A 16,052-nucleotide genomic window follows, 5' to 3' on the forward strand; every position below is an offset into this window, starting at 1 on the left:
TCGCCTCCAGGTCGAGTCGTTGCGCGCGTGGACTACATGGCTGGAACGGGCCGGATGCGCGTTACACCGGCACCTTCTTCAGCATCTCGACGCCGACCTGGCCGGAGGCGATCTCGCGCAGCGCGACGACGGTCGGCTTGTCGCGGCTCTCGATCTTCGGCGTATGGCCTTGCGCGAGCTGCCGCGCGCGGTAGGTGGCGGCGAGCGCCAGTTCGAAGCGGTTGGGGATTTGCTTCAGGCAGTCTTCGACGGTAATGCGAGCCATGTTGGAAATTCCTTCTGAATATAGTCGTTATTCTACCTTATGTCCCTCTACCCTCGCGTCATTCCGCGTGGGGCAGATGGATGCCGAGCTCGATGAACAGCTCCGCGTGTCGCGCGTACTGCGAAGCAAAGCGCAGGCGCGTGGCCGCGACGATGCATTCGAGTTCGGCGAGCGCACGATCGAAATTCTCGTTGATCACGACGTATTCCGCTTCCGACGCGTGCGCGATCTCGCTGCCGGCAGCCAGCAGGCGCCGCGTGATCACGTTCGGCTCGTCCTGGCCGCGCTTCTTCAGACGTTCCTCGAGCGCATCGAGCGACGGCGGCAGGATGAAGATGCCGACCGCGTTGCGGAACTGCTTCTTCACCTGTTGCGCGCCCTGCCAGTCGATCTCGAGCAGCACGTCGTGGCCGTTCATCATCTGCTCTTCGATCCAGACGCGCGACGTGCCGTAATAGTTGCCGTGCACTTCCGCGCTCTCGAGGAATTCGTGCGCGGCGTGGCGCGCGCGGAAATCCTCGACGCTCGTGAAGTGATAGTGCTGGCCGTCCTGCTCGCCCGGGCGCGGCTTGCGCGTCGTGTACGAAATCGACAGGCAGATGTCGCTGTCCTTCGACAGCAGCGCGTTCACGAGCGTCGACTTGCCGGCACCCGACGGCGCGATGACCATGAACAGGTTGCCGGGATAGACGCCCGCGTGAAGCGTATGTGCGTCGTGAGTGGGGTGGATCATCTTGCTTTACTCCAGGTTTTGCACTTGCTCACGCATCTGCTCGATCAACAGCTTGAGCGCCATCGATGCGTCGGCGAGTTCCTTCGCCGCCGCCTTCGAGCCGAGCGTGTTTGCTTCGCGATTCAGTTCCTGCATCATGAAGTCGAGACGCTTGCCGACGCGGCCGCCCTTCTCGATCACGTGACGCGTTTCGTTCAGGTGCGCGGTGAGTCGCGACAGCTCTTCCGCGATGTCGATCCGGATGCCGTACATCGTTACTTCCTGACGAATGCGTTCCGCGGCTTCCTCGCGCGTGACGATCGGCGCGCTGCCTTCGGGCGCCGCGATGCCGAGCGCTTCCTGCAGCCGCTCGACGATCTTCTGCTGATGCTTCGCGATCAGCTCAGGCACGAGCGGCGTGATGCGCGCGACGATCGCTTCCATTTCGGTGACGTTCGACAGCAGCATCGTCGCCAGCTGCGCGCCTTCGCGCGAACGCACGACGACGAGCTCGCCGATCGCTTCCTTGCCGCACGCGAGCACCGCGTCGCGGATCGCTTCGGCCGACACGCCGCTCTCGGCGATCACGCCCGGCCAGCGCAGGATCTCGCCCGCGCGCAGGCGGCCGACGCCCGGGAACGAATCGAGCACCGCGCGCTCGAGATCGGCCAGCTGGCCGAGCGCCGACTGGTTCAGCGCGCCCGCGCCGATGCTCTGCTCGCCGCGCTGCAGGTTGATGCGCACGTCGACCTTGCCGCGCGACAGCTTGTTCATCAGCATTTCGCGCAGCGCGGGTTCGCACGCGCGCACATCGTCCGGCATGCGGAAATTCAGGTCGAGGAAGCGCGAGTTCACGGTGCGCAGTTCGACCGACACGCTGGTGCCGCCGTTGCCGGTGGCCGTCGCGAGTTCGCGCGTCGCGCTCGCATAGCCCGTCATGCTGTAGATCATGGTTCGTCTCGCCGTCTGGGTGCCCTTCACGGGCGGGAATATGTCGAGGCGCCCGGCGCATTGCAAGGCGCGGGGCGGGAAGCGCGCATTATCCCATTTTTGCGTCCCACCCCGCCGGGCACGCCTGCCGTTCGGCGCTAAAATCGGGGTTTCCTCTTCCGTCCACGATTCCCCCATGACGTCTTCCCTGTCCCGCCCGAGCGGCCGCCGCGCCGACGAACTGCGCAAGGTCGCCCTCACGCGCCACTACACGAAACACGCCGAAGGCTCGGTACTCGTCGAATTCGGCGATACCAAGGTGATCTGCACCGCGAGCGTCGCCGAGCGCGTGCCCGAATTCCTGCGCGATCGCGGCCAGGGCTGGCTGACGGCCGAATACGGGATGCTGCCGCGCGCGACGCACACGCGCAGCGACCGTGAAGCGGCGCGCGGCAAGCAGACGGGCCGCACGCAGGAAATTCAGCGCCTGATCGGCCGTGCGCTGCGCGCGGTGTTCGATCTGGAGGCGCTCGGCCCGCGCACGATCCACATCGACTGCGACGTGATCCAGGCCGACGGCGGCACGCGCACGGCCAGCATCACCGGCGCCTTCGTCGCCGCGCACGACGCCGTGTCGAAGCTGATCGCGGCCGGCAAGCTCGCGCGCTCGCCGATCACCGACCACGTCGCCGCGATCTCGGTCGGCGTGTACGAAGGCGCGCCCGTGCTCGATCTCGACTACGCCGAAGATTCGCAGTGCGATACCGACATGAACGTCGTGATGACGGGCGCCGGCGGCTTCGTCGAAGTCCAGGGCACCGCCGAAGGCGTGCCGTTCTCGCGCGCCGAGATGAACGCGCTGCTCGACCTCGCGCAAAGCGGGATCGGCCAGCTCGTGCAGCTGCAGAAGGACGTGCTGGGCGCCGGCCATGTCTGATGATCGCACCCTCGCGCCGCTGTCGCGCATCGTGCTCGCGTCGAACAACGCCGGCAAGCTGCGCGAATTCACCGCGCTGTTCTCGACGGTCGGCATCGAGATCGTGCCGCAGGGCGACCTGGCCGTGCCCGAGGCGGAAGAACCGTTCGGCACGTTCATCGAGAATGCGCTGACGAAAGCGCGGCACGCGTCGCGGCTCACCGGCCTGCCGGCGATCGCCGACGATTCGGGCCTGTGCGTGCGCGCGCTGCGCGGCGCACCGGGCGTCTATTCGGCGCGCTACGCGCAGCGCGCGGGCGGCGCCAAGGGCGACGCGGCCAACAATGCGTACCTCGTCGAGCAGCTGCGCGGCGTCGCAGACCGACGCGCATACTATTGCTGCGTGCTCGCGCTGGTGCGCCACGCGGACGATCCCGAACCGCTGTTCGCCGAAGGTCGCTGGGTGGGCGAGATCGTCGACACGCCGCGCGGCGAGCACGGATTCGGCTACGACCCGTATTTCCTCCTGCCGTCGCTCGGCGCGACGGCGGCCGAACTCGAGCCGGCCGTGAAGAACACGCACAGCCATCGCGCGCTCGCGCTGAAGGCGCTGCTCGCGCGGCTCGCGGAGGAACCGGCATGATCGTCCTCGTCACGCATTCGCAACCGGAGGCCGCATGAGCCAGGCGGCGGAAACCGGCGCGCGCGTCGTCGCGACCTTCACGTCGCCCGGGCAGGTACGGCTCACGTCGCTGCCGCCGCTCGCGCTGTACGTGCATTTTCCGTGGTGCGTGCGCAAGTGCCCGTACTGCGATTTCAACTCGCACGAGTGGAAAGGCGAGCGGTTTCCGGAAACCGAGTACCTCGATGCGCTGCGCGCCGATCTCGAACAGGCGCTGCCGCTCGTCTGGGGCCGGCAGGTGCATACGGTGTTCATCGGCGGCGGCACGCCGAGCCTGCTGTCCGCGGCCGGCCTCGACCGGCTGCTGTCCGACGTGCGCGCGCTGCTGCCGCTCGATGCCGACGCCGAGATCACGCTCGAGGCGAACCCGGGCACGTTCGAGGCCGCGAAGTTCGCGCAATTCCGCGCGAGCGGCGTGAACCGCCTGTCGGTCGGCATCCAGAGCTTCAACGAAGGCCATCTGAAAGCGCTCGGCCGCATTCACGACACCGCGCAGGCGCGCGCGGCCGTCGAGATCGCCGCGAAGACGTTCGACAACTTCAACCTCGACCTGATGTTCGCGCTGCCGAACCAGACGCTCGACGAATGCCGGACCGACATCGAGACCGCGCTGTCGTACGCGCCGCCGCATCTGTCGCTGTATCACCTGACGCTCGAGCCGAACACGCTGTTCGCGAAGTTTCCGCCCGCGGTACCCGACGACGACGCGTCGGCCGACATGCAGGAATGGATCCACGCGCGCACGGCCGAGGCCGGCTACGACCGCTACGAAGTGTCGGCGTACGCGAAGCCGAATCATCAGTGCAAGCACAACCTGAACTACTGGCGCTTCGGCGACTATCTCGGGATCGGTGCGGGCGCGCACACGAAGCTGTCGTTCCCGAACCGGATCCTGCGGCAGGCACGCTACAAGCATCCGGCCACCTTCATCGAACAGGCGATGGCCGGCACGCCAGTGCAGGAAGAGCGCGAAGTCGGTGCGCGCGACCTGCCGTTCGAGTTCATGCTGAACACGCTGCGGCTCGTCGAGGGCTTCCCGGTGCACAGCTTCGTCGAACGCACGGGTTTGCCGATCAGCACGATCGAGCCGGCGCTGAAGGAAGCGGAACGGCGCGGGCTGATCACGCGCGATTTCGCGCAGATCGCACCGACGCCGCTCGGCCAGCGTTTCCTCAACGACTTGCAGGAATTGTTCCTGCGTGACGATTGAAGCGGAACGAGGCGGCATTTCGGTTACAATGCCGCCTCGTGTGGAAGCGTGGCCGAGCGGTTTAAGGCACCGGTCTTGAAAACCGGCGACGGGAAACTGTCCGTGAGTTCGAATCTCACCGCTTCCGCCAGGAAGTTCGCCCAACCCCGTCCATTCATCGAATGACGGGGTTTTTGTTTGTCCGCGGCGCGCACGCTGCCCGCCTCCGCCTGCCGACGCATCTCGCCCGATGCCGTTACAATCCGGCGCTCCGATTCGCGAAACGGGAAATCCACGTCATGAAGCCCTTCATCGCCTCGTCGCTCGTCGCACTGCTGGCCGCCGTCGGCACGCACGCAGCGGCCGCCGATTCCGCCTCCGGCACCGACGCGCAAACACCGTCGTGCGCGATCGCGTACGTGAAGGGCGTCGGCGGCTCGCCGCGCGGCCTGCGCGAATATCTCGCGAGCCCGACGCCGTACAACTACCTGAAGGAAAACGAGCTCCAGTGCAAGGTATCGGATGACGGCCGCGCGACGAACTGCACCGGCGTGACCTACATCCGCAACGAGCAGGTCAGCGTGTACGACGATTCCGACCCGGCGACGCTGACGGTCGTCGCGCCGGTGGAACTCGAGCACGGCCAGAAGTATCCGGTGATCCTCGTGGTGCAGCGCAAGGACGCGCGCTGCACGCGGTAACACGCACCGCCTGCGACGCGCGCAGCCCTCACGGGCCGGGCCGCCATCGCCTAGAATTCGATCAGCACGGCGACACGACCGCCGCCGCAATTCGATGCCGCCCGCACCATCCGTGCGTGCGGCACACGGAGACCGCCATGACCGAACTGTCGACAGCGCCCGATCACGTCGATTACGAAGGCTTCGAGATCCATGTGGTGCCGGGCCTCGTCCCCGGCAGCGATGCGCGCTACACCTACACAGGCTATGTCTGCCATCCGGGCGTGAACCCCGCGCTGCCGGATCATGCCGTGCCGTTCCATGCGGACGGCGAAGAAAGCTTCGCGAGCGTCGAGGAAGCGGTGCATGAAGCCGTGCACATCGGCAAGACCATCATCGACGGCACGCATCCGGACCTGTCCGTTCTATCGCTCGTGACACACGGCTACTGAGCCGGTCGAGCACGCCGCTGCCGTTGCGTCCGGCACGCGCCGCGCGTGCGCAATCGTCGTGCCCGCATGGTCACGTGTCATGTCACATCGCGTCGCGATGCGCGCCGGAAGCCCCGCCGAATCGCCATCCTCCGCGAATCGGCACATCGCGCTTCGCGTGCTATGCGTTTGTCCCGATAACGCGCCGCGCGCAGACGCCTATCATTTTTTTATCGTCACCCTCCGGCACTCCCCCATGCCTTCTCTTCCCTGCCCGGGCGTCGACCGGCTGCGCATTGCCGCGCTGGTCGCCGCCGTCATGCTTGCCGCCTGCACGATCACACCGCCCCCGTCGCTGCGCTCGATCCTGACGATTCCGTCGGTCATCCGCAGCGCGAATCGCGACCAGTACCGCGTGGAAGTCGCGCAGTGCGTCGCCGAGCACAATCCGTCCGCCGTGTCGCACGGGATGCCGCAGGCGATGCTGCGCTCGCTCGTCGTCGTCGCGTTCACCGTCGATCGCAGCGGCCAGCTCGTCAACGCATCCGTCTATCGCAGCAACGGCGACAGTGAAGCGGAAGCGCTCGCGCTCGCGTCGCTGCGCCGCTCGGCGCCACTGCCGCCACCGCCGTCGAAACTGCTGGACGGCAATGGCCGGCTCGAGATGATGGAAGGCTGGCTGTTCAACGACGACGGCCACTTCCAGTTGCAAAGCACCGCATCCGCGCAGGCGCAATCGATCGACTGAGCCCGCGCCCGCCCGCGATTGCCGCCATGTCGCGGCGCTGGCTATAATTTGGTTCATCGCAGGAAACCGTGGAGGGTTTGAGAGCGATTGCGTAACCTGACGCCTGACTTTAAGGACGTCAGGAGAGGTAATTGCTCGATCGCAAGGCACTTCAGGCACTGGGCTGCTGGACAGGTTACCGGCTGGAGCGTGTGGAATGGCCGGAAGGCGAAGGTCGTACGCTGTCGCTGTATTTAAAGCCGGTCAGCAAGATCATGTACTGCGAGCAATGTGGGGCACGCTGCCAGCAGATCCACGAGACGACGGTTCGTCGGGTGCGTGACTTGCCGCTATTCGAATACCGGGTGGTGTTGCATGTGCCTCGTCGCCGGGTCTGGTGCGAACGCTGCGGCGGCCCGCGACTGGAGAAGCTGGCGTGGTTGGGCCGTTACCAGCGAGTGACGGAGCGCTTCGCCAAGGCTTGCGAGAAACTGCTGCAAGCGGCCAGCGTACAGGCGGTGGCGGCCTTCTACGATCTGGGCTGGCACACGGTCAAATCGATCGACAAGATGCGCCTGCGGGCGCGCGTGAGCGAGCCCGATTGGTCAACGATCCGCTATCTGGCGATGGACGAGTTCGCGCTGCATAAAGGTCATCGCTACGCCACGGTGGTGGTCGACCCGATCAGCCGGCAAGTACTCTGGATCGGACCGGGACGCTCGCGTGAGACGGCCCGGGCCTTCTTCGAACAGCTTCCCGAAGGCGCGGCCAAGCGTATCGAAGCGGTCGCGATCGACATGACCACGGCCTATGAACTCGAAATCAGGGAACAGTGTCCGCAGGCGGAAATCGTCTTCGACCTGTACCACGTGGTGGCCAAGTATGGCCGCGAAGTGATCGATCGGGTGCGGGTCGATCAGGCCAATCAACTCCGACATGACAAGCCAGCCCGCAAGGTTCTGAAGTCCAGCCGCTGGCTGTTGCTGCGCAACCGCCACAACCTCAAGCCGGATCAGGCCGTGCACCTGAAGGAATTGCTGGCGGCCAATCAGGCGCTGTTATGCGTCTACGTGTTACGCGACGAGCTCAAGCGGCTCTGGTTCTACCGAAAGCCGGCCTGGGCGCAAAAGGCTTGGGAACAATGGTTCGAGCAGGCTCAGCAAAGTGGGATCGCGGCCCTGCAAAAGTTCGCCGAGCGTCTGCAGGACTACTGGCACGGCATCGTGACTCGCTGCCGCCATCCGCTCAATACCAGCATCGTTGAAGGCATCAACAACACCATCAAGGTCATCAAGCGTCGAGCTTACGGGTACCGCGACGACGAATACTTCTTCCTTAAGATTCGCGCCGCGTTCCCCGGTAATCCTCGATGAACCTATAATTTTCCGCAATCGCGCGGCCACCCTCCCGCGCGCGTTCGCGCGCCGCACCCGGCGTGCGAGCCGACCACGCCGGCACCGGGCGGCGGCGACCTATCCGTCTCCATCGTCGACCGGCGGGTGACGTCCGCGCCACGCCGCGCGTCCACGCCGCCGCCTCATCCGCTCGGCCGCTCCCGGCAGGCGTCCGCCTGCCCGAGCGCTCACCCGGCCGACCGCCCAACGACAAAACGGAGACATCCATGTCCGCATCTCCCCCGGCCGTTGCACACGCAACCGGTTCGGCCGGCGCCGTCAGCCACCGGCGCATCGTGTTCGCGAGCTTCATCGGCACCGCGATCGAGTTCTACGACTTCTACGTGTACGCGACCGCCGCGGCACTCGTCATCGGCCCCGTGTTCTTTCCGCACGGCTCCGCGACCGCCCAGGCGCTGTCCGCATTCGTCACGTTCGGCATCGCGTTCATCGCGCGGCCGATCGGCTCGTTCCTGTTCGGCCACTTCGGCGACCGCCTCGGCCGCAAATCGACGCTCGTCGCGTCGCTGCTCGTGATGGGCGTGTCCACCACCGCGATCGGCTTCGTGCCCGGCTACGACACGATCGGTGCGCTCGCACCGGTGCTGCTGTGCGTGCTGCGCTTCGGCCAGGGGATCGGCCTCGGCGGCGAATGGGGCGGTGCGGCGCTGCTCGCGACCGAGCACGCGCCGCAAGGCAAGCGCGGCTGGTTCGGGATGTTCCCGCAGCTGGGCCCGTCGGTGGGCTTCCTGATGTCGAACGGGTTGTTCTTCGCGCTCGCGCTGTCGCTGTCCGACGAACAATTCCGCAGCTGGGGCTGGCGCATCCCGTTCCTCGTCAGCGCGGTGCTCGTCGCGCTCGGCCTGTACGTGCGGCTGAAGATCACCGAGACGCCGGCGTTCCAGGCCGCACTCGAGCGCAACGAGCGCGTGCGCGTGCCGGTCGCGACGCTCGTCTCGCAACACTGGCAGCCGACGCTGCTCGGCGCGCTCGCGATGGTGGTCTGCTACACGCTGTTCTATATCTCGACGGTGTTCTCGCTGTCGTACGGCGTGTCGACGCTGCATATTCCGCGCCAGAGCTTTCTCGGCCTGCTGTGCTTCGCGGTCGTGTTCATGGGGCTCGCGACGCCGCTGTCGGCGTGGGCCTCCGACCGCTTCGGCCGCAGGCCGGTGCTGGTCGTCGGCGCGATCGCCGCGCTCTCGTCCGGCTTCGCGATGGAGCCGCTGCTCGGCAGCGGCTCGATGCCGCTCGTCGCGTTGTTTTTGACGCTGGAGCTGTTCCTGATGGGCGTGACGTTCGCGCCGATGGGCGCGCTGCTGCCCGAATTGTTCCCGACCAACGTGCGCTATACGGGCGCGGGCGTCGCGTACAACCTCGGCGGGATCCTCGGCGCGTCGATCGCGCCGTACATCGCGCAGCTGCTCGCCGCGCGCGGCGGCCTGTCGTGGGTCGGCGGCTACGTGTCGGTTGCGGCGGCAATCAGCCTGGTCGGCGTGCTGCTGATGCGCGAAACCCGCGACGCATCGCTCGTCTGAGCCCTCGGGGCGCCCCGGGTTGTGCGGCGGGGGCCGCCGCTTACGTTCGATCCGGGGGCGCCGTCACGCACCCCGGGCTCCCTCCGCTGAAGGAGCCGCCGCAATGGACCTCCGCCTCGACAACGCCGACCTCGTCCTGATCCTGGCGCTCGCGCCGGGTGGCGCCCTGCTGCTCGCGGCGCGCTTCCGGCCGAAAACCTGGCGCGGCCTCCTGTTCGAGGTGCTTCTCGCCAACCTGGCCGCCGTCGCCGCGGTGATGACGGTCGAAGCGCTGCTCGCCTGAACGCGCGGCCCGCTTCCCCCGGGCCGGTTCATGCCAATAGCGGGCTCGCGCTGGCCCTAGGCCGTCAGCCGGTCACGCAGCGCGCCATAGGCCGGCCCGACCGCATCGATCGCATCGAGTGCCTGCGCAACCGACGGCGGCGCGCCCGGTTCGCCGATCGACAGTGCGTTCGGCGCGCCGCCGATGCCGCAATGGTGACGCGACGTCGCGACGAAAATCATCACGGTCGGCCGCTGCAGCGCGTGCGCCATATGCACGAACCCGGTATCGACTCCCACCACGAGCGCGGCCCGGCCGATGGCCGCACCCAGTTCGCGCACCGACATCGCCGGCAGCACGATCGCGCCCGACGCACGCGCGGCAATGTCCTGCGCAGCGTCGTGTTCGGCTGCCGATCCCCACGGCACGAGCACGCGCACGCCGCGCGCCATCATCTGCGTAGCCAGCGCGGCCCAGTGGTCGGCGGGCCATTGTTTGTCCGGATTGGACGTGGCGTGAAACAGCAGCATGAACGGCGCGCCGTCGGTCACGGCGGGCGGCAGGCTCGCATCCTGCGGCGGGACGATCCCGTAAGCGGCGCTGCCCTCGGGGACATAGCCGAGCGCCTCGCCGGCGCTCACGCGCATCCCGTGCCACGCGTCGCAGTCCGGCCGCGGGCCGAAGCGATGCGAGTAGGCGAAGCGGGCACCCGCCTCGCCGAGATCCTGAGTCTGATAGCCGACGCGGCGCGCGGCACGCGCGAGTGCCGAGATGATCGCGCTCTTGTAGACGCCGTGCAGGTCGATGACCGCATCGTAGCGGTGCGCGCGCAGCGCGCCGATCGACGCCGAGATCGCCTTCAGGTCGCCGCCGTTCCGGAGCTTCTTGAACCGCCGCAACGGCGCGCAAAGCACCTTGCTCACACCCGGATGCCAGCGCACGACCTCGGCGCACGATTCGTCGACGGCCCAGTCGACCGTTACGCCCGGAAAGGCACGGTGGAGGTCCGCGACGACAGGCAGCGTCTGGACGACGTCGCCGAGCGACGTCACTTTCACGATGAGGATGCGTTTCACTTTTCTTATGATGAATGGGGTGGGCCGGCCATTTGGTGATGCTAACGACGGTTGCCGCGTTGATACATTACGCTGACATTACATTTGCAACAAAGTGCGACGCTTTGGTGAGGATTTGTCGAGCCCCGGTTGCATCAGGTTCTTTTTATAATGCGCTCTTTGCCCTCCCGGCTTCCGCCGATGCAACGCCCCGCCCTTCCTCCCCTGCTTTCCGGGTTGTTTCCCGCCCTCACCCGCCGCTCGCTGCGGATCTGGCGCCAGTACGGCGTGTTCTGGCTCGGCGCGATCGCCGTGGGCCTCGCGGCCGTGCTGTACGCGCGGCTGATCGACTGGGGCTACGACACGTTCCGCACGATGCGCGACCACGCCGCGTGGCTGCCGCTGCTGCTGACGCCGTCGATCGCCGCCGCGTCGGCATGGCTCACGCGCCGCTTCTTCCGCGGCGCCGAAGGCAGCGGGATCCCGCAGGTCATTGCGACGCTGCATGCGAGCCCGGGCGCGTTCGGCGCGCGGCTGCTGACCCTGCGCATCCTGTTCGGCAAGGTCCTGATCTCGTTCATGGGCATTCTCGGCGGCTTCACGATCGGACGCGAAGGCCCGACCGTGCAGGTCGGCGCGGCGCTGATGTTCAACCTGCGGCGCTTCTACCCGCGCTCGAACGCGCAGATCGAACGACAGCTCGTACTCGCCGGCGCGGCGGCCGGCCTGTCGGCCGCGTTCAATACGCCGCTCGCCGGGATCGTGTTCGCGATCGAGGAGCTGACCCGCAGCTTCTCCGCCCGCGCAAGCGGCGTGCTGATCACCGCGATCATCCTCGCCGGTGTCGTCGCGTTGGGCCTGAACGGCAACTACACGTACTTCGGCACGATCGACGCCGGCCAGCATTTCCCGAAGATGCTTGCCGTCGCCGTGCTCGTCACCGCGCTCGTGACCGGCGTTGCGGGCGGCCTCTTCAGCTGGCTCCTGCTCAATACCGGGCGCTGGCTGCCCGCGCGCCTGCTCGGCCTGTATCGCGAGCGCCCGATCGCGTTCGCGGCGCTGTGCGGTTTCGTGATCGCCGTCGTCGGTCTCGTGTCGGGCGGGACGACGTTCGGCAGCGGCTATGCCGAGGCGCGCGGCCTGCTCGACGGCCATGAACGGCTGTCGGTGCTCTATCCGTTCCTGAAGATGGTGTCGATGGTCGCGTCGTACCTGCCGGGCATTCCGGGCGGGATCTTCGCGCCGTCGCTGTCGATTGGCGCCGGGTTCGGCAACCTGCTGCACCTCGTGTTCGGCGACATGAGCCTGCCGATGCTGATCGCGCTCGCGATGGTCGGCTACCTCGCGGCGGTCACGCAGTCGCCGATCACGTCGTTCGTGATCGTGATGGAGATGATCAACGGTCACGCGCTCGTGATTTCGCTGATGGCGACCGCGCTGGTGTCGAGCCGGATGGCGCGCTTCTTCGCGCCGCGCTCTACGAAACACCTCGCGCAGCGCTATCTCGGCCGCCGCGGCCCGCTGAACCCGCCGCGGCGCCGCGGTTGCGGCCCGGCGTCGTCGAGCCACAGGAGCGGCGCCGCGGCCCGCCGATCCGCTCGACCGCTGCGCGAACGGGACAGTGGCGAGCCGCAGCCCGGCGGCCGGCAACGCGCCACGCCCACGCCGCGCGACGTCGCACGACGACGGACCCGTCCGCTTCCGGCGCGACCGCTTCCGGCACGACTCCTTCCGGCACGAGCGGCCCGGCGCAGACGGGCCCGCGTACCCCTCAGTAGATCACCACCGGCGCGGGCCGATAGTAGACGGGCCGCGCCGGCACGACGATACAGCCGGCGAGCGTGATCGCGACGAGCACAATGGCAAGGGCGGTTCGTTTCATCGCGCGCCTCCGTCAGGCCCAATGGCCGCGCGTCCAGAACCAGTTCGGGCCGCGCTGATCCCAGTGGCCCGGCACCCAGTGCATGCCGATACGCTCGGTTTCCCAGCGGCCGCCGATCCAGACGTAGCGGCCATGATCCCAGTGCCAGTGACCGCGCTCCCACACATAGCCGACGCGTGCGTCGGGCACGACCTCGTAACGCACCGGCGGCGGCGCGTTCGGCGCGACGACGACGATTTCCTCGGCGGGCGCGGCCACCGGTTCGGCGACGAGCATCCGGCCCGACTGCACCATCACCGGCGTACCGACGAGGATTTCGTCGGCGCGTGCGGCGAGCGGCGCGGCGACGGCTGACAGGCCCGCGGCGAACAGTACGAGCGAAACGATACGGCGTTGAACGGTAGAGACAGCCATCACGACCTCCTGATTGACAAATGACGCGAGCGTATTCGTTCAATGCGGGAGATCGACCAACGGCCGACAGACGCCGTGTTACGGCGCGCCCGAAAGTGCAACAGGGCGTAAGACGCGCACGGCGGCAGGCGCCACCGTGCGGGGGGACAGACAGCGGTCAGGCTTGCGGAATCTCGATCTTCACTTCGAGGACTTCGAGATCGTCCTGGCGCTCGAGGCTCACGCGGATGTCATCGTTCGAAATATGGACGTACTTCGAGATGACCGCGACCAGCTCCTTCTGCAGCGCCGGCAGGTAATCGGCCGGCGGCCGGCCGCCGACCCGCTCGTGCGCGATGATGAGCTGCAGGCGCTCCTTCGCGACCGATGCGGACTTCTTCTTCTCGCCGAGGAGAAACGAAAGGATGGACATGGGCGGCCTCCGTTACTTGCTGCCGAAGAGGCGCTGCAGCAGGCCCGGCTTCTGATAATCGGTGAAGCGCAGCGGCTTGTCCTCGCCGAGGAAGCGCGCGACGACGTCCTTGTACGCTTCCGCGACGTCGGTGCCGTCGATGTGCACGGCCGGCAAACCCTGGTTCGATGCGTGCAGCACGGCTTCCGATTCCGGCACCACGCCGATCAGCTTGATGCGCAGGATCTCGCTGATGTCCTCGAGCGACAGCATTTCGCCTTCGCTCACGCGCTTCGGGCTGTAGCGCGTGATCAGCAGGTGTTCCTTGATCGGATCCTTGCCTTCGGCCGCGCGCTTCGTCTTCGACGACAGGATGCCGAGAATGCGGTCCGAGTCGCGCACCGACGACACTTCCGGGTTCGTGACGATCAGCGCTTCGTCCGCGAAGTACATCGCGTGCAGCGCGCCCGCCTCGATACCGGCCGGCGAGTCGCAGACGATGTATTCGAAGTCCATCGCGACCAGGTCGTTCAGCACCTTCTCGACGCCGTCACGCGTGAGCGCATCCTTGTCGCGCGTCTGCGATGCCGGCAGGATGAACAGGTTCTCGCACTTCTTGTCCTTGATCAGCGCCTGGTTCAGGTTCGCTTCGCCCTGGATCACGTTGACGAGGTCATACACCACGCGACGCTCGCAGCCCATGATGAGATCGAGGTTGCGCAGGCCGACGTCGAAGTCGATCACGGCCGTCTTGTGGCCGCGCAGCGCGAGGCCGGACGCGAAGCTCGCGCTGGTCGTCGTCTTGCCCACGCCGCCCTTGCCCGAAGTCACCACGATGATTTTTGCCATTTACCCAATACCCTGTGTTCGTCAATGAGAGCCGATCGACCCGGAGCGTGCCGCGTGAATCACGTCAGGCGCAGCGGTTCGATCATCAGTTTTTCCTCTTCGAGCCGGATCTGCACCGATTTGCCCAGTATGTCGGCGGGCAACGGGTTCTCGGTCGTTCGATAGATACCCGCGATCGAAATCAGTTCCGGCTCGAGACACGTGCAGAAAATGCGCGCGTCGTGATTGCCGTGCACGCCCGCGAGTGCGCGGCCGCGCAACGGCGCGTAGATGTGGATGTTGCCTTCCGCGATGATCTCGGCGCCGTGACTGACCGGCGCCAGCACCACGAGGTCTCCTTTCGCGTAAATCTGCTGGCCCCGAACGCAGCGGCCGATCGATCACCAGCGTCTGGCCGCCCGCCGCAACCGGTCGTCGGCCAGGTTCCGGCGCCGGTTCGGCTGCCGCGGCAGCGGCGGCGCCGCGACGGGCGCCGGCTCCGCTTCGTCGCCGCTTCGCGGCCGACACGCGGCGATCGCGCGCCTCGAGCAACGGCAGGCCGGCTCCCCCCCAGCCTGCGTGGCCAGCGCGACGACGCCACCGGGCGCATCCGCACGTCGTTCAGCATCTGGCGGATGTCGGCGAGCGCGACGCGTTCGCCGTCCGCGAGGCGGCGGACGTCGATCGCGACGACATCGTCGGCGAAAAACTCGGGAGTCGCTTCGAAGCGCTTGACCAGTTCGGTACGCAACGCGTCGAGATCGGTCGTCTTCACGGTGAACAGCAACGTATCGACCGATCCGCTGCGCAGCTCGAAGAATGGCGATTTTTTAAGCGACATGGACACTCTGCAAAAAATTTTTGCGTATTTTACAGGCGTCCACGCGTGCGGCCATTATTTTTGGGGAGCCGGGGGGGCGACCGTCGCGGCGAGCGCGCAACCGGCAGGCGGGCAGTCGGGCGGGCGGCCGGGCTTTCATCACGCCGTGCGGCCCGCGCATTCATGCGTCAGGGTGTGTTGAAGTGCGACACGAACAACGACTTCATCGCGCCGGGCATCCGCGCGATCGGCGCATGCTCGCCCGTGTTGCCGAAGCCCGCGCGTTCGTAGAACCGGATCGCGTTGCGGTTCGCATCGGCGATCCATGCGTAGACGTCCCGCGCCCCGCGTTCGGCCAGCCACGCGGTAGCCGTTTCCAGCAACAGCACGCCGCCGCGCAGGTGGCGGACCGCGTGCGCGACCCACAGCTCGCTGACGAACGCGCGCCGCTCGGGCGTCGTGTCGAAATACGCGCCGATCATGCCGGCCGGATGGCCTTCGGTGTACAGCAGGAAAGTCGTCGACTCGTCGGACGCGGCACGCAGCGCGGCGATGGCCGCCGCCGCGTCGGAATCGACGTTCAGCAATTCGGCCTCCGGCGCTTCACCGGGCGCGTAGGGCTCACGCAGCGATGCGGCGCGGAGTTCGCGATACACGCCGCCCTGATCGGCAGCGATACGACGAACGGTCAAGGTCGAACTCATGCAGGCACAGCCCCCTTCGGACAGCAAGTTACTAGCTTCAACCGAAAGCGGGGCATGAGTCAAATCGTAATTTTCAAATGCCAGCGCGGATCGAAAGGCAGCACGCGTCGCGCACGCGCGGGTGTGCGGGTGCAGCATCGACGCGTCGACGGGCCGCGACGCATGGCAGTCCGAACGGCGAAGTCGGACGCGTCGCCCCGCTCGCCTTGTCATGCGTGGCATTCATGTGGTC

17 protein-coding genes, 1 tRNA gene and 2 pseudogenes are annotated in these 16,052 nt (G+C 67.0%); 11 read left to right on the forward strand and 9 right to left on the reverse strand.

Annotation, left to right across the window (positions count from 1 at the left end):
• Positions 1-61: 61 nt before the first annotated feature.
• From rpoZ to PL79_RS27175, 3 genes are read right to left on the reverse strand one after another with little or no spacing between them, the layout of a single operon-like run.
• Complete coding sequence (gene rpoZ / locus PL79_RS27165) at positions 62-265, reverse strand: DNA-directed RNA polymerase subunit omega (protein ID WP_044848533.1); 204 nt, start codon at positions 263-265, stop codon at positions 62-64.
• Between the two features lie 58 nt (positions 266-323).
• The gene (gene gmk, locus PL79_RS27170) at positions 324-998 is read right to left on the reverse strand and encodes a guanylate kinase (protein WP_044848532.1); all 675 of its coding nucleotides are present in this window, start codon (positions 996-998) and stop codon (positions 324-326) included.
• 6 nt (positions 999-1,004) lie between these two features.
• On the reverse strand, positions 1,005-1,928 hold the full coding sequence (locus tag PL79_RS27175; RefSeq protein ID WP_044848531.1) for a YicC/YloC family endoribonuclease: 924 nt from the start codon (positions 1,926-1,928) through the stop codon (positions 1,005-1,007).
• A gap of 175 nt (positions 1,929-2,103) precedes the next feature.
• On the opposite strand from PL79_RS27175, the gene rph reads away from it, so the two are divergent.
• From rph to PL79_RS27235, 10 genes are all read left to right on the forward strand, one after another.
• Positions 2,104-2,844: a ribonuclease PH gene (gene rph, locus PL79_RS27180; protein ID WP_044848530.1), complete on the forward strand. Its 741-nt coding sequence runs from the start codon at positions 2,104-2,106 to the stop codon at positions 2,842-2,844.
• Positions 2,837-3,466, forward strand: coding sequence for an RdgB/HAM1 family non-canonical purine NTP pyrophosphatase (gene rdgB, locus PL79_RS27185; protein ID WP_044848529.1), 630 nt, complete (start codon positions 2,837-2,839; stop codon positions 3,464-3,466). The genes rph and rdgB overlap by 8 nt, the downstream gene beginning before the upstream one ends.
• 34 nt (positions 3,467-3,500) lie before the next feature.
• The gene (hemW, locus tag PL79_RS27190) at positions 3,501-4,715 is read left to right on the forward strand and encodes a radical SAM family heme chaperone HemW (protein WP_044848528.1); all 1,215 of its coding nucleotides are present in this window, start codon (positions 3,501-3,503) and stop codon (positions 4,713-4,715) included.
• A gap of 42 nt (positions 4,716-4,757) precedes the next feature.
• A tRNA-Ser gene (locus tag PL79_RS27195) sits at positions 4,758-4,845 on the forward strand.
• A gap of 148 nt (positions 4,846-4,993) precedes the next feature.
• Positions 4,994-5,395, forward strand: a complete 402-nt coding sequence (locus PL79_RS27200) for a hypothetical protein (protein ID WP_044848554.1) — start codon at positions 4,994-4,996, stop codon at positions 5,393-5,395.
• Positions 5,396-5,532: 137 nt separating this feature from the next.
• Positions 5,533-5,826, forward strand: coding sequence for a hypothetical protein (locus PL79_RS27205; RefSeq protein WP_044848553.1), 294 nt, complete (start codon positions 5,533-5,535; stop codon positions 5,824-5,826).
• A gap of 235 nt (positions 5,827-6,061) precedes the next feature.
• Positions 6,062-6,553, forward strand: a complete 492-nt coding sequence (locus tag PL79_RS27210) for an energy transducer TonB family protein (RefSeq protein ID WP_044848527.1) — start codon at positions 6,062-6,064, stop codon at positions 6,551-6,553.
• 131 nt (positions 6,554-6,684) lie between these two features.
• A complete protein-coding gene (locus PL79_RS27220) occupies positions 6,685-7,905 on the forward strand; it encodes an ISL3 family transposase (protein WP_044844855.1) in 1,221 nt (406 codons plus the stop codon).
• Between the two features lie 248 nt (positions 7,906-8,153).
• Positions 8,154-9,464 (forward strand): MFS transporter, encoded by a 1,311-nt coding sequence (locus tag PL79_RS27230; RefSeq protein ID WP_044849274.1) that lies wholly within the window; start codon positions 8,154-8,156, stop codon positions 9,462-9,464.
• 103 nt (positions 9,465-9,567) lie between these two features.
• A complete protein-coding gene (locus PL79_RS27235; RefSeq protein ID WP_044849275.1) occupies positions 9,568-9,747 on the forward strand; it encodes a hypothetical protein in 180 nt (59 codons plus the stop codon).
• Positions 9,748-9,803: 56 nt separating this feature from the next.
• On the opposite strand, the gene waaC is transcribed toward PL79_RS27235, so the two are convergent.
• Entirely contained in the window at positions 9,804-10,802 is a 999-nt protein-coding gene (waaC, locus tag PL79_RS27240; RefSeq protein ID WP_044849276.1) for a lipopolysaccharide heptosyltransferase I, read from the reverse strand.
• Positions 10,803-10,982: 180 nt separating this feature from the next.
• Between waaC and PL79_RS27245 the strand changes: the two are divergent.
• Positions 10,983-12,579: pseudogene (locus PL79_RS27245) on the forward strand (chloride channel protein); the annotation flags it as partial.
• Between the two features lie 96 nt (positions 12,580-12,675).
• Here PL79_RS27245 and PL79_RS27250 read toward each other — a convergent pair.
• From PL79_RS27250 to PL79_RS27270, 5 genes and pseudogenes are all read right to left on the reverse strand, one after another.
• A complete protein-coding gene (locus PL79_RS27250; RefSeq protein ID WP_044849297.1) occupies positions 12,676-13,077 on the reverse strand; it encodes a YXWGXW repeat-containing protein in 402 nt (133 codons plus the stop codon).
• Positions 13,078-13,234: 157 nt separating this feature from the next.
• A complete protein-coding gene (minE, locus tag PL79_RS27255) occupies positions 13,235-13,489 on the reverse strand; it encodes a cell division topological specificity factor MinE (protein WP_006486661.1) in 255 nt (84 codons plus the stop codon).
• 12 nt (positions 13,490-13,501) lie between these two features.
• On the reverse strand, positions 13,502-14,317 hold the full coding sequence (minD, locus tag PL79_RS27260) for a septum site-determining protein MinD (RefSeq protein WP_044849298.1): 816 nt from the start codon (positions 14,315-14,317) through the stop codon (positions 13,502-13,504).
• Positions 14,318-14,376: 59 nt separating this feature from the next.
• A pseudogene (minC, locus tag PL79_RS27265) lies at positions 14,377-15,137 on the reverse strand (septum site-determining protein MinC).
• 167 nt (positions 15,138-15,304) lie between these two features.
• Complete coding sequence (locus tag PL79_RS27270) at positions 15,305-15,958, reverse strand: GNAT family N-acetyltransferase (protein WP_235879340.1); 654 nt, start codon at positions 15,956-15,958, stop codon at positions 15,305-15,307.
• Between the last annotated feature and the right edge of the window lie 94 nt (positions 15,959-16,052).

Source organism: Burkholderia sp. USMB20 (assembly GCF_000949135.2).
GTDB lineage: Bacteria > Pseudomonadota > Gammaproteobacteria > Burkholderiales > Burkholderiaceae > Burkholderia.

Bases quoted from the DNA above. Each gene is read 5' to 3' on its own strand.
- rpoZ (WP_044848533.1), bottom strand. From the start codon at position 265: ATGGCTCGCATTACCGTCGAAGACTGCCTGAAGCAAATCCCCAACCGC.
- gmk (WP_044848532.1), bottom strand. From the start codon at position 998: ATGATCCACCCCACTCACGACGCACATACGCTTCACGCGGGCGTCTAT.
- PL79_RS27175 (WP_044848531.1), bottom strand. From the start codon at position 1,928: ATGATCTACAGCATGACGGGCTATGCGAGCGCGACGCGCGAACTCGCG.
- rph (WP_044848530.1), top strand. From the start codon at position 2,104: ATGACGTCTTCCCTGTCCCGCCCGAGCGGCCGCCGCGCCGACGAACTG.
- rdgB (WP_044848529.1), top strand. From the start codon at position 2,837: ATGTCTGATGATCGCACCCTCGCGCCGCTGTCGCGCATCGTGCTCGCG.
- hemW (WP_044848528.1), top strand. From the start codon at position 3,501: ATGAGCCAGGCGGCGGAAACCGGCGCGCGCGTCGTCGCGACCTTCACG.
- PL79_RS27200 (WP_044848554.1), top strand. From the start codon at position 4,994: ATGAAGCCCTTCATCGCCTCGTCGCTCGTCGCACTGCTGGCCGCCGTC.
- PL79_RS27205 (WP_044848553.1), top strand. From the start codon at position 5,533: ATGACCGAACTGTCGACAGCGCCCGATCACGTCGATTACGAAGGCTTC.
- PL79_RS27210 (WP_044848527.1), top strand. From the start codon at position 6,062: ATGCCTTCTCTTCCCTGCCCGGGCGTCGACCGGCTGCGCATTGCCGCG.
- PL79_RS27230 (WP_044849274.1), top strand. From the start codon at position 8,154: ATGTCCGCATCTCCCCCGGCCGTTGCACACGCAACCGGTTCGGCCGGC.
- PL79_RS27235 (WP_044849275.1), top strand. From the start codon at position 9,568: ATGGACCTCCGCCTCGACAACGCCGACCTCGTCCTGATCCTGGCGCTC.
- PL79_RS27250 (WP_044849297.1), bottom strand. From the start codon at position 13,077: ATGGCTGTCTCTACCGTTCAACGCCGTATCGTTTCGCTCGTACTGTTC.
- minE (WP_006486661.1), bottom strand. From the start codon at position 13,489: ATGTCCATCCTTTCGTTTCTCCTCGGCGAGAAGAAGAAGTCCGCATCG.
- minD (WP_044849298.1), bottom strand. From the start codon at position 14,317: ATGGCAAAAATCATCGTGGTGACTTCGGGCAAGGGCGGCGTGGGCAAG.
- PL79_RS27270 (WP_235879340.1), bottom strand. From the start codon at position 15,958: ATGCTGCACCCGCACACCCGCGCGTGCGCGACGCGTGCTGCCTTTCGA.